Below are 13877 nucleotides of genomic sequence, written 5' to 3' on the forward strand. Positions count from 1 at the left end.
ACAGAGGACAGCCGTCTTGTTGTTCGATCTCGCACCACCCGCTGCACCGCCTCCAGCTGAAAGATCTCATGAGGGCGAGCGGCTACGGTGCTCCATCGAGTTGAACACCTCTCCTGCGCCCCCTGCCGAACAGTTTGACCTGTTCCGCAGCTGGTATGCCGGCCTGGTCGAAATAAGCCCACCCCCGAACGCGCTGCCGTCATTTTCCGCGCGTCAAATGGCGTGGAGTTTTGGACGGCTGACCTTAACCTATCTGAGCGCACCCGAAGTCTCGTTTGCATGGCGGAGCCTGAAAAACCCGACAATAGACAGCTGGTGTTTGCACCTGGCGCTGCCGCGCACTCCGCAGCGGGGAGGCAAGACGGTGGGCAAACTGAGCCTGTTCTCTCTCGCCGACCAGTTTTGGGGATTCTCGGAAAAATGCGATCACCTGGCCCTGTGCATGCCCCGCAACTTGCGAATTGTTCAACCATCTAGAATTGCACTTCGAGAGGAAGCAAAGCAGTTCCTGACGGACTACATGCTTCTGCTGTTTCGTTCGCTTCCTAGCCTCAGAAGTACGGACGTGACGCAAATCGACGTCGCGACCACCAATCTACTTGCCGCATGCCTGGTGCCTTCGCCGGATCATGCCGTGGAAGCGCAGCGGCCGGTCGAGATCACAATCATGAGTCGCGCTTGTCGGATCATCGAGGAGCACCTCGCAAATCCAGCTTTGACACCAAGCTTGATCTGCCGCGAGATTGGCGTTTCGCGCTCGCGACTGTACCGAATTTTTGAACCAGTCGGGGGCGTTTCGGCATACATCCGTCGTGAGCGCTTGCGAAAAACGCGCGATGCGCTGGAGAACGGCTCCGACAACCGGCCGATCTTCATCATTGCCGGGCAATGGGGCTTTTGGGACCCCTCCGCATATAGCCGGATGTTCAAAAAGGAGTTCGGCGTTTCCCCTAGCGACGCACGCGCCTATGGCACGCGCAGTGTCGTGGCGGAACGATCAAACGACGCAGCGACCCTGCGAGATCTGCTACTCAGCAACTACTAGTCTTCTCAGCGCATTCGTCGTCAAAGTGGATGACGCCGGGTCTTTGCAAAGCCGAAACACGCGCCAGGTCATCAAATGCTGACACCTCCGCCGGGCGTAGCCTGAGCAGCGCCCGAGTTCTCCTCGCCCCAAAGGTCAATGCGAACACCTTGCTTTGGCGATCGTTGCGCTTCTTCGATCGAGCTATGATCTGTCGCCTTTCGAGGAAGCCTCAAATACGGGGGATCCCCAAGTATGAGCAGTTGGCTCAATTGGCCCGTCACGCCAGGCTCTCTGACATGGCCCGCACATCTCATCTCAAGCGCATTGATTCTGTCATCAATACCCACCTTCATGCAGCCTGGCACCGCGCGCGCACGGAGCGGCTCGACCAGATGAGCTCTGTCAGGATCGAACAGAACATGTTCGAACTGGTTCTGACATGCGACCCGACTAGAACCGGGCGTTATGCGGCCTGGCTGGGGCGTTGGCGCAGGAGAATGTGGTCAATAGCGGGTCTTAGAACTATGGCCTCGATAGAGAACCTCGACGCGCTTCGCTTGGCCCTCAAGCAGTTTGACTCCATCCGCCCCAACCTCTTGCCTGCCAACCGCGACATCAACCTCTACGCCAATGTCGAAGAATTGCTGGAGGCACAGACCTTCCTGAAGTCGCAGGACGTGCGTGCGGCGCGCGCCTCCGAGCGGGCGACGGCCCATGCAGGCAGCACCATTCTTTTTGACAAAGACCCGTGGCGCCTCGTCAGGCTAAACACTGCCGAGGCCGCACGCTGGTGGGGCCGCGGGACGCGCTGGTGCACGTCCTCGCGGGGTCCGCAAGCTTTTGACGCCTACAGTTCGCAGGGTGCGTTGCTAGTCCTCTTAACCCCGCAGGGGCGCTATCAGCTCGCGACTCGTACGGGGGAATTCATGAACGCGGTGGACCGTCCAGCCAGATTGACAGAGGTTTTGGCCACGGCGCCCTCACCCCTACGGCAAATGTTGTTGCCCTAATCTCCGAAACATCACCCAATGACGACCAGACGCTGATTTCGAACGCCCAGTCTTCCACTGACGGAAGATACGTCCCGCGTTACCCAAGGTCTTCTCACGACTATGTTCAGTGGTTCGCTCGGAACAGGGCCTTCCTCATGCCTGGCCTGGGAGAATCTGTCGCAAGACAAGACCGTCGTTCATTCGTCCATGTCAGCGCCAATGTTAGTCCACGAATTTTGCGAGTGGACATCAGGATCTGTGGGAAAGCGGCGACACTTTTCACGACCCCACATTGTGCTTGAAAAGCTTGAATGAGCACCGGTCGCCAGGCGGTCAATGAGACAAACACGACGCCGAACTGATGAGAAATCCGCAACCTTCGCCTGTTAGTCCACGGTAGTGAGGCGGCGGCATGCCAGTTTTCTGGGAGGAACTGCATGGGTGTGTCGCCAAATTTTCGGTTTTTTGCTTCACTTTCGTCACGCATGAAATGGTTGAATTCGGTCAAAAAGACCGGAAAGTCAGGCCTTCCCGCTCTCCATTCGGTTTTGGCCTCGCTCAGAAAACATGAGCAGATTTGACCTGGGAAGCCGCCCGAGACGACCAATATCGCAAATCTCAAATTGGATAACGCAACTCTTGGGTCTGATAACGCAGAGGGAGCATTCAATAACGCAAAACTAGAACGATGTGACAAAAGCCCATGACCTTCTCATGATCCTCCAGTGACCCTCCTGCGATCTCCCGGCGGGTCATCCGCAGATTTTTTGAGGGTTGGCTCCCAGTTTTGTGCCGATTTTTGGGCCGCCCGCGATTTGAACGGTGATGGGCCAGGGCAATGGCGCCTCAATTGAGTGGAGGCACTATGGAAACCGTCAATCACCTGCGACCTTGGGCCTCTCGTGGATCACCCATGTCCTCGCGGTCGTCTGGATAGAAACATCCTGCTTCGTCCCTTTCCGAACCTTGATCGATATCCGAGCCTGTGTCGTCCACCTCTTCACCATAGCCAGGTGAGACATCGTCGATAATGAGCGATGCTTCGATGCTGGCCCTCTAGCCCGAGGTCGGCGATGCCGAACCAATGAGGCGACATGCACCCAGCTCGCCACGCGCAGTGGAGGCCCGGCTGCCTTTAGACGGAGATCGGCACTGCCTGCGTGTGGAAAGCCGGCCAACATCCCCCGCTTCCGCACGTGTCCACGGCTCCCGAGCCGTGTGCCGCAGCGCACGGCGACCCCAAGGCAATGAAGATGGAGGCGAAGACGCCATACGCCACCGCGCCACCAAGAACGGCTCGCCCGAAAATTGCACCAAGGCCGCCAGCGTCTCGATATCCTCTGCGCGAATAGGCTGTTGGCCCACCTAAAGTTGAACCGTCCGCACCACAGAAACCAGGACCTAACGGTCTTGACCGAACGTGCGATGCCAATAAGTGCGACCTGTCTCAGGCGACCCTGCAAAGAAAGAACTTGCCGAGGAGGGGCAAAGGGCCCGACTACTGGGCAACGCACGCTGCAGGCGCGGGAGCTGGGTGTTATTAGCTCATCTCGTGCCCTCCAAGCGATGCCTCCAATCCCCTACAAAGGCTGTGGTGCGGCTGTTGTTTGAACCTTCAAAGCGTTGGCAGCCTGACAAAAATCAGGCACTCTTGCCCCTCCCCTCGGCCAGCCAGTAAGCTGCCGTTGGCATTGACTATGGCAAATCCGTCACCACCTCATTCCACCGCTCATGCTCTCTAGACCCTCAAAGCTCAACAAGGCCGCCAGGAGCGAGGGGCAGTATCAGCGCGAAGGTGAACGTCTCCTCCGCCGCGCCATCAAGCTTTTCCCTCACTTGCCTCACGTCGAAGCTCTGATCGAAGAGGCTGGCTGGTCTCCAATAATCGAACACTCGACGCTGCGCCGCTACAAGCCGAGCTATTATAGGGCTCTCGTTATTGCAGGCTCGGTCAGTATCGGATCCGATTTCGAGCGCCTTTGCGTCGGGCTCGCTGGGCGCGCGGGCAAGCCCCAGCCTCCCCAGACAGCCAGCAACAAAGTGACCGACGCCAGTCGCGCGGAGGCGGAGGCAACGTTCCAGCATCTCAAACGCCTTGTTATGAAGCGCAAGGGCAGAAGTGCCATGGCTGCGGGCCTCTATGTGCTTGTTGCACCGAGGATCGGCATCCGCCCCATCGAATTGCTCGACGCCTCCGTGAGCGAACAGATACTCAGGATCAGGACCGCCAAGCGTCGCGACGGAAAGTCCTACCGTGAACTACGACTGAACCGTTTCGCGCCGACATTTATAGAAGCCCTCAAATGGCTTTGCGTTCTCGCACAAGAGGGAACGAAGGGGTCGCCCGGATCGGATGCGGAGGAGCGCTTCCAATCCTGGCGTAACCGTGTTGCCGAAGCACTCGCTCGGGCCAGCTATACCGCGACTGGCCGCCGGCTAAGTCTCTACTCTTTTCGTCATGTCGCGCTCGCGAGCTGGAAATCCCACGGTTTCTCGGCACACGAAATCGCGACCATGGCCGGTCATTTGCAGCTGAAAAGCGCAGGGCATTACGCCGCGGGTCGACACGGATGGAGCGAGGTAGCGGTTGCAAGCCCCGTCATGCCCCAAGAGCCGCAAGATCGGACAACACCAATGTTCCCGCGCATTCGTCAGACGCGGCCCGATCCTGGCAGTCCCGCACCAGCAGAACCGGTCATCCCGCTACCCGAGGATGATTCCCGCACAACTATCGGGCAGCCCGACTTTGTCTTTGAGGATTTCCCGATGCCGGAAAAAAAGCCCCCCGCGCCCACGAGCGGCATCGATGCGCGCGCGACATTCGAGCGAAAGGCCGACGAAGTCAAAGCCAGTGCAGACCGCCTTGAGGCAGCCACGTTACGAAGACCGAGGGGCGAGCCTGACAATCGAAAAGGCGCCCCTCGCAAACGATAATGCCTTGGACCCCGTTTCGCCGCACGGTCGAGGCTTGGGCTCACGCACCAAGGCTCAGGATCTCGCGTGGTGAGCACGGCTGCCAGTTGAGCAATACCGAAACGCGGCGATAACCATTGTGGGCCGCAGTCGATGATGGGACGCAGTTCAGTAGCGCCATATCGTCCGTCTTACGACAAGGGCCGCTTGGCTTACTGGCGTGCTCCGATCAGGTTGGACCTCGAGAGGTCCTTTTGGGGCCGGGCGAGATCAGGGATTTCTTGAGACGCTCGGCTTCCAAGGTCTTCTCGCCCAGCATGGGCTCAAGGTCATGCGCCCGCTTTTCCAGCTCGCGGACCTGGGAGGCGTATCGTTATCGCCTGAACGGCTGCATGGCCGCTCTCGAGCATGGGGCGCCCTGAACTAAAGGGCTGAGAGGGGAAGTGAGAGCCTGGTGCCCCCAAAGGAAACGCTCATGCCCGGCTGCATTGCTCCTTTTACCGGCCAGCCGTATCAAGCCCGCTTGTCGCGGGCGGTCTGAGCATTCTTTGTGGCTTGGGAAACGCGACCCACCTTGGCGGGGTTCACCTTTGTGCCGCCGCGTGTATTGGCCTTCGGTTTCATTCCCGAGCGCGGAGAATGGCCGGGAGCAGGGTGATGAACGACCTCGCCAGCTTTCCGCAAAGCAAGGGCGCGATACGCACCCGCGGCGGTTGCCGAACGGGCGGCAAGACGATCAACGCGGCTGATTTCCTTGTTGATGCGCTGCAGCGCACTGGCAAACACCTGCTTGCGCTTGAGCGACCGCTCGGCCGTGCCCGGAAAGCTGCCACCGCGTGGCTCAGCCTTACCGCGCATTTCGCGGCGCTTTTGCCAGGCAAGCGTTCTCTCCTTCTCGAATAAACCCCGAAGCCGAGGGCGCTGTGCACGGAGTTCGTCCGGAGTCATGCCCAAAATGGCAGGATGATGGGTGGTCTTGACCACCTCATGCTCATCGTGGCTGAGCAGAGACTGTTCTGCGCGGCTCGAAATCGACATGCACATCCTCCAAGTGAAGTTTGGTCCGGAGCGCGTCACCGGACCGTCAAATCCGTTGGCCAAGATGCTAGGCCTGCGGCACCCCCGCCGTCAATTGCAGCGCGGCCGGGGCCCGTCCGCAAAGACCCAGCCGATCGGCATCTTCTTCTGTCCAACCTGGTCGTTCAGTCGACATTATTATGGGCCTTGGCAATAATATGGGCCGTGCGCCGCGGTGTTTCGCGCGCCGCCCTGCACAGGGCGAGCATATACTGGGCGAAATCGGGGTCTTCGTCGGCAACCAGATCTGGCAGCCATTCGGAAAAGTCGTCCCGTGCGCACCATTCGCGCATCGTGGTTTCCCATGGCCGCCAGTTGCGGGCGCCCTCGCCTGTTTTTCCAGCATCGTAGCTAAAAATATAGGCCCGCTCGAACAAAGACACGAGCGCCTCGAACAGCGCCCATTTCTGGCCAATATCGCGACTTGTAAGACTGATATTGTCGTGTTTTTCCCACACATTCGGATCTGGCGCAGAAAGGGTCATGCGCACGAAGTCGAAATACGAGTCACCCAGATTGATATATATCTCGGATATTTCGTTTTGCCGCGCCTTCCTGCGGTCCAGCACGAAAACGAAAATGGCGAAGGGAAATCCGAGGATGAGCATGACGCTGCTCAAAGCCTGCAGCACTTCGCTGTTCTCGACCAAATAATGCATTCGCACTGTCTCCCGCCATGAAGAGCCGAGGAACCTTGAGAAATCGAACTTGCCCAGAGTTGGCTTGCCCCCATGCTAGCACTAGCGATGACGAGCGCGTGGAGCAATGTTAGCGTGAGCCAGGGACGATCTCTTGGGGCGGAGGCCTTGATGACGAAAACGAAGCACCCCGGCTCGCCAATGCGGGCATGAATCTTCAGATGTTGGGAGCACCAGCCGATATTGGAGCGCCTTGCAACGATGATCCGTCGAGGGTGCGGTGCGGCGGGGCCTGCAGAGTTGAATGCTTTTGAAGAGTAGCCGTTCTGCGGTATGAGCCCGAGAACCCGCTTGCCCAGGGCGCCGGCGTGCCCGGTTTGCCCCGCTGCCGGTTACGCAATGGCGTCACGCGGCGATAGCCATAAGTGGACCGTTGATCGATAGTGGGACGCAGTTCAGCAAGTCGGGCTATATCGTCCGCCTTTCGATCGGGGCCCCTTGGCCTCACTGGCGCGCTCCGCTCAGGCGAGATCGCTCCGCCAACAGCAAGGGAGAGATCCTTTTGGACCGGCGAGATCAGAGGCTTTCTCGATAGTCTCGGCTTCCAAGGTCTTCTTGCAAAGGAAACGCTCATGCCGGCCGCACGGCATTCTTCACCAGTTGAACCTTCTCGACCATTGACCCGTGCCGAAGGCAATGCACAACGGTGGCGACTTCGCCCTCGAAACGGCCCCTCGGAACTCATGGACCCAGTCGTGTTCATAGGCGCATGCCCATAACTTATCGGCTATGCTAACTGTCAGTCAAAACCGGTTGTGCTCGACGCCTCTTCTCCCCCGACACCGACGGCATCGCCTCGCGCCGATCCCGCGCGTAAGATCGCGTTTCGCGGCGACCTGCGCACGATCTCCTGGCGACCTGCGCGCAGGTCATCCGCAGGTCGTAAAGAAGTGTCACATTGTTCTATCATATCGTTTCCACTTTCGATCAAAGCGTTTTCGAGTTCTAGAAATCTGTTGTTGCAGTCGATTTCTGTTTTGAGGCCTACCCTGGCGAAGGGCAGGCACATTCGAAACGGGGACAAGATCCGATCACCCTGCCCGTCCAGAATTGGCCAAGGCCGGAACACCTATGGCCCCCTATGACCAGATGATTTCCGGGCACGCCCGGTCGAAAGGCTTGATTCTGGTGACGAACAATCTAGGCGAGTTTGTGCGCGTGCCAGGTCTGCGGGTCGAAGATTGGGTGTAGCCATCTGCCAAGGCGTCCCTGCCCCGCTGGAGTGGAATCCGGCACCAAAGCTCAGTCGACCCAGACCAACCTCGCGCACGAATTCAAGACATCAGAACGCCGCGCCATCGGGTCGATCTGGGCCTTGAGGTGATGTCGCACATCACCGGCGAAGTTGTGCGATCGAGATGAGCTACTATCGCTCATCCCCCGGCCTAGAGGCCGTTCTGCGATCAATGTGAGGCGTTATCGCTCATTCCCCGGCATAGAAGCCGTTGTGCGATCGAGATGAGGCGTTATCGCTCATTCCCCGGCATAGAAGCCGTTGTGCGATCGAGATGATGCATTATCGCACATTCCCCGGCATAGAGGCCGTTGTGCGATCGATATGAGGCATTATCGATCATCCCAAGGACCGGACGTGTCCTGAAGAGCGCAAAGCGGCTCGGGCGAACCTCGAAGATGAGCGAGCCATCGGCCAGCCTCGAGCGCACGGCGTCGAAGAACGCAGCCTTAAGGGCCAAATCGGCCTCCGATTTGCAAAATTAAATGAGAGGGGAATATCGAGAGCGGATAGCGCTTTGCTGGGAGGGACAGTCATGGCTCAGTATCGCGTCGTAGATTTGCGCTCAGGTACTGTTGAACCAGAGCACGTCGTTGATGCCCGCTCACCCGAAGAGGCGGCGTTGCTGGAATTGGGCATAAAGGGGGGCCAGGGCGTTTAAAATCCCACCCGACTATTCTGCCAGGTCCATTGGTGTGATAGCAGCCAAACCCACCTGGTCAAGCTCTACCGTCCGCTATGGGAAGAGGTGGAACCTTCATCGTCTCGACCGCATTAGGCGATGACAGTGCCCTTTGCGCATATCCCCGCGGGCACTGGTCTGTTCCTACTTGAGCCCCGGCTGGTCCGGGGCTTTTTTCGTGCTAGATTTCTAAAAGCTTGTCCCAGGGCATGGTCGTGGTGCCGTGCTTCGGGCGAGCGGAAAGGCTTCGACGGTGAGGGCGGTCGAAGCCTTTTCCTTTCCTTGGAACCAAGCCCGCCGATAGCAGTTCATAGACCCGAGCATCTGGCCCGGTTGTTGACGCCCAACCGAGTGGCTGGATGCTCACCTCCAAAGCCGCCGCGTGATCCAACAGAGATCATGACAGGCGGCTTTTTGCTGTGTGACGTGTGACTAACTGCAATGGCCTACACATAAGCAGCGGACGATGGATGCCACTCATCAGAAGTACCGGTGCTGCGAATTGTTCGTTTGCCCCCTGCCCTCGCACAGCAGAAATCTTTCCTGAAGCTGCAACGCGTTGACGAGTATCAATGCCCCACCGCTCGATGCACGCGACAACGTTTTCATGACAATGCAGGCAGACCCGTCCGGGCTGATGCGGTCCATTGGCTCGAACTGACATTCTCGCCCCTTTGGTCCAAGGCACGCTGCCCCCGACGCGCTGCCCGAATCTGGGGACGAAGACGATGACAATCGGGCTGGACGGGAACCTGTCGGACTGGACCGGGGCGGATCGCCTCGAAAAGAGCAATGCGGTTCCCACAGGCCACGAGATCTACGGGCGTTTCGAGGATGGCAAATTCCTGTTCGCCATCAAGTCGCCCATTGCCATCGAAGAGAATACCACGCTCTGGCTCAATACCGATCGAAGCACCGGCACCGGCTATCAGGTCTTCGGCAGCACAGTTGGGGCTGAATACTATATTGCCATCGGCAGCACCGGCACACTCAAGCTTTACGATGCGACCACATCGGCGCTGATCGGAGATGTCACCTCCGCGACAAGCGCAGACAGAACCATTCTCGAATTCGAACTCACCCCTGCCCTCCTCGGCGGGTCTGTCGGTGCGATCACCTTTACCGGTGACATCAACGATGCGACCCATCTGACCTCAGACTATGCGGCGGGCGGCTTTACCATCTACGACCCCGCAACCAATCCGCTCGATGGCGCTTTGACCGAATGGACACGCGCCGACCGGCTCGAAACCACGCAAAACCACCAGTCCGGTTTCGAAGTCTATGGCAAGGCCACGGCAACGACATATGAACTGGCTCTCAAAAGCGACCATGCCATCGGGAACAACACGACATTCTGGCTTAACACCGACCAGAATTCGGCCACGGGCCACAATGTGTTCGGATCGCCCACGGGATCGGACTACAAGATCAATGTGGATGCCGGGGGCATCGCGCGTCTCTATTCGGTGAACTCGGGAGGCGCTGAGACATTGGTCGCAACGCTGAACGCGATGCTGGGCCAGGATCAGAAAACCATCGAGATCTCGCTGCCCAAAAACCTCGTCGGCAACGCTGCTCGCCTCGATATTTTCGCCGACGTCAATGACCAGCACTATATTCCCGGCGTCTATGCCAACAATAAGCCGCTCGTTCTTGTCGACACCTCGGCAAGCCAGCATGCCGATGCGCCGCTCATGAAGATTGCCATCGTCTATTCCGAATCCACGGCGGCCAAATTCTTCAGCACCATGGCCTATTCCCAGCTCTTCATGGCTGCGCAAAGTCAGGCCATGGCTGCCGGCATTCCCTTCGATGTCATCTCCGAAGCCGACCTGACCGATCTGGGAACGCTCAGCCAGTATGATGCTCTGGTCTTTCCCTCGTTCCGCAATGTCCCTGACAACTATGCCGCCATCACCGAGACCCTGACGCGGCTGATCTATGATTACGATGTTTCGCTGATTGCCGGCGGCAATTTCATGACCAATGACAAGGACGGCAACGCGCTGCCCGGCAATTCATACGAGCGAATGGACCTGCTGTTCGGCGTACATCGGACGGGCGGGGATAGCGGCGCCATCACGGTCGCAACCACCGCATCCGGACACCCCGTGACCGAAGGCTATGCCGCCAACTCCACCATCCACCAATATGATGTGGTCACCTATTCCGATGGCACCGTCAGTACGCCAGCCACATCTTATTTCGCAGCGGTCAATTCGAACTATGCTCCGACGACGACGATCGCCACCCAGACCGTCACAACTTCCGGCGGCGCCACGGTGACGCAAGCGGCGGTCATCGGTACCGAAACCGGCGCCCGCAATGTCATCTTCGCGACCGAGAGCTTCCTCGCCGACAGCAACCTGCTTGGCAAGGCTCTCGACTGGGTCACCAATTCAGATACGACCGTCAGCGTTTCGCTGAACATGAGCCGCAACTCTTCGATCGTCGCATCGCGCAACGATATGGACCAAAGCCAGGAAGCGGCCGATGTCGATGGTTTCGACAATGGCGGCGTGGGGATTTACGACGTCCTGATGCCGATCCTGCAGGCCTGGAAGTCAGACTACAATTTCGTCGGGTCCTATTACGTCAATCTCGGATTCAATCCTCCGGACCAGGAAACCAACTGGCTGATCTCAAAACCCTATTATGACCAGTTGCTGGCCATGGGTAATGAGATCGGTTCGCACTCCTATACCCATCCGCATGACACGAATTTCCTGACCGGCCTCATCGATACAGACGCAAAGCTCCTGGCGTTTGTGACAAACTATAAGGCCGATCCAGAAGTCGATCACTCGGTCGACGCGGCCTTGGAAAGCCTCACCGTCGCGCAATATAATGCGGAATTGACCTCTGCCCTCAATTCCACCGGAGCGTTGACCGCCCTGCAACGGGCCATACTCACAACGACGTTCCAGTTCCAGTTCGAGCTCTCAAAAGAGATCATCGAAGCTCAGCTTGGCATCACCCTGACGGGCGCGGCTGTGCCGGGAATGCCGGAATCCCTCAATACCGCCCGGGAAATAATCCAATATTACGACTATCTCTCGGGTGGTGCGTCCCTCGTTGGCGCGGGCTATCCGGGAGCGTTCGGTTACCTCTCTGCCAGCGAGGACAGCAAGGTCTATCTCGCGCCGAACATGTCCTTCGACTTCACCTTGCTGGGCTGGCAGAACCTGACCGTAGAGCAGGCGAAGGCGGCATGGACGGCCGAATGGAACTCCATCACGGCCAATTCCGACATGCCTATCGCAATCTGGCCGTGGCACGATTACGGCCCGACCGAGTGGATCATCGATACCGGGAATCCGTCAGACTTTAAGCTTGAGATGTTCACGCATTTCATCGAGTCGGCATTTGCCGCCGGCGCGGAGTTCGTGACGCTTGCGGACCTCGCCGCGCGCATCAAGGCATTCGAGCAGGCGAGCTTCAGCTTTAGCGTCTCTGGCGACACGATCACCGCCAAGGCAACGCCCGTTCTCGGCACCCAGGTTGGCACATTTGCCCTCGATCTTGACGACCTCGGCACCAAGAAGATCAAGGCCGTCGCTGGCTGGTACGCCTATGACGATGACAGTGTCTTCCTTGATGCCGATGGCGGCGAACTCCAGATACAGCTCGGCACGTCGGTTGATGATGTCACGCACATCACCAAGCTCGATTCCCGCATGCAATTGGTCTCGCTCACCGGCGATGGCTCGAGCCTTGCATTCACGATCAAGGGCGAAGGCCAGATCACCGTTGCGCTGAAGGACTTTCAGGGAAATCCCTATACGGTCAGCGGCGCCACCATAGTCAGCCAGGTTGGCGATCAGCTCACTTTAAAGCTCCCGACGATCGGCAGCCATGCCGTCGAGATCAAGCTGGTGAACCAGGCGCCGACCGCGATCGCGACCTCGGGAGCGATTCCGCTGGCCGAGAATACGGCGACACTTACCAAGGTCGCCAGCGTTGCGATCACTGACGCCGACATTGATCCGCTGCTGCGCGTCAATCCTGTTACCGTCTCCGATGACCGCTTCTTTTTCGATCAGACAGATGGCGGCCTCTATCTGAAGGCAGGACAGACGGTAAATTACGAAACCGAGCAGACCATCTCGATCGGCCTGACAACTGGGCCCGCAGGGAGTACCGTGTCCACAACGCTGGTCCTCAACGTTGGCGACGTTAACGAGGCACCCACCGACATTCAGGCCGCAAATCAGATATCTCTGGCCGACAACACCACCCTACGCACAAAGGTCGCGGACCTGACGGTCATCGATCCGGATAGTCCGGCAAATTTCCGAAATAATGTGCTGGCCGTATCGGACAACCGCTTTGAAATCGACGGGAACGCCCTCTACCTCAAGGCCGGCCAGTCGCTGAACTCCACATCAGAACCAGCGATCGCATTGACGTTGACGGCAACGGATGGCGCCCTGACCTATAGCAAGGCGCACTTAGTCGCAGTCACGACATCCGCGGATCAGCCGCCGACCGCGATCACCGTCAGCAATCAGCTCGCTTCACTGGCGGAAAACACGTCGATCCGCACCAAGATCGCCGACGTCCTGGTGGTTGATCCGGACACCGACCCGCAGTACCGAAACAATACTGTCCTCGTGTCCGATCACCGCTTCGTCTTCGACGCTGGCGCCCTCTATCTTCTCGCCGGCCAGACCATCAACTACGAGGCCGAACAGACCATCAACCTGACCTTGTCGACTGGCCCCGGCAATTCAGTCACAAAGGCCGTTCAAATCGCCGTGGGCGACGTGAATGAAGCTCCGACAGATATTCTGGTCACCAACCAGATTACGCTGGCCGAGAACACCATCACGCGAACCAGAATCGCCGATCTCACGGTCGTTGACCCCGACATCGCCAGCCAGTTCCGCAACAACGTTTTGACAGTGTCGGACAACCGATTCGAAGTCGCCGATGGAAAACTGTATTTGAAGGCAGGTCAGGTCGTCGATTATGAGACGAGCCCGACCATTGGCCTGATAATATCCGCGAAGGACGGTGGCCTGAGCGTCACCAAGTCAATCTCTTTGACGATTTCGGACGTAGCCGACACCTTCAGCACGACAGTATTCCGCGCATTTGGCCCAAATTCGGGAGGATGGATAAGTAACGACCGTTTCCCAAGGCATCTGGCAGACATCAATGGCGATGGGAAAGCAGACATCGTGGCCTTTGGCGATAGCATCGTCTACACCGCTTTGGCCAACGGACAGGGAGGCTTTGGTCAGATAAC

The 13877-nt window shown here is 58.3% G+C and carries 6 protein-coding genes and 1 pseudogene; 6 read left to right on the plus strand and 1 reads right to left on the minus strand.

Annotation, left to right across the window (positions count from 1 at the left end):
- The first annotated feature begins 16 nt into the window (after nucleotides 1-16).
- From ACSQ2A_RS14550 to ACSQ2A_RS14565, 4 genes are all read left to right on the plus strand, one after another.
- Nucleotides 17-1045, plus strand: coding sequence for a helix-turn-helix domain-containing protein (locus ACSQ2A_RS14550; RefSeq protein WP_436072817.1), 1029 nt, complete (start codon nucleotides 17-19; stop codon nucleotides 1043-1045).
- Between the two features lie 278 nt (nucleotides 1046-1323).
- A complete protein-coding gene (locus ACSQ2A_RS14555) occupies nucleotides 1324-2037 on the plus strand; it encodes a hypothetical protein (protein ID WP_436072818.1) in 714 nt (237 codons plus the stop codon).
- A gap of 1713 nt (nucleotides 2038-3750) precedes the next feature.
- On the plus strand, nucleotides 3751-4953 hold the full coding sequence (locus ACSQ2A_RS14560) for a hypothetical protein (RefSeq protein ID WP_436072819.1): 1203 nt from the start codon (nucleotides 3751-3753) through the stop codon (nucleotides 4951-4953).
- Between the two features lie 636 nt (nucleotides 4954-5589).
- Nucleotides 5590-5835 carry a hypothetical protein gene (locus ACSQ2A_RS14565; RefSeq protein WP_436072820.1) on the plus strand — a complete coding sequence of 82 codons (246 nt, stop codon included), beginning with the start codon at nucleotides 5590-5592 and terminating at the stop codon, nucleotides 5833-5835.
- 299 nt (nucleotides 5836-6134) lie between these two features.
- Here the strand turns inward: ACSQ2A_RS14565 and ACSQ2A_RS14570 are convergent, their stop codons facing one another.
- Nucleotides 6135-6668 (minus strand): hypothetical protein, encoded by a 534-nt coding sequence (locus ACSQ2A_RS14570; protein ID WP_436072821.1) that lies wholly within the window; start codon nucleotides 6666-6668, stop codon nucleotides 6135-6137.
- Nucleotides 6669-7748: 1080 nt separating this feature from the next.
- On the opposite strand from ACSQ2A_RS14570, the pseudogene ACSQ2A_RS14575 reads away from it, so the two are divergent.
- Together ACSQ2A_RS14575 and ACSQ2A_RS14580 are read left to right on the plus strand one after the other, a co-directional pair.
- Nucleotides 7749-7898 (plus strand): annotated as a pseudogene (locus tag ACSQ2A_RS14575) (VapC toxin family PIN domain ribonuclease); the annotation flags it as partial.
- Nucleotides 7899-9351: 1453 nt separating this feature from the next.
- Nucleotides 9352-13877 (plus strand): hypothetical protein (locus ACSQ2A_RS14580; protein ID WP_436072822.1); only part of this gene is annotated, 4526 nt, incomplete at its 3' end.

It is taken from the genome of Devosia sp. LjRoot3 (assembly GCF_964252865.1).
GTDB lineage: Bacteria > Pseudomonadota > Alphaproteobacteria > Rhizobiales > Devosiaceae > Devosia.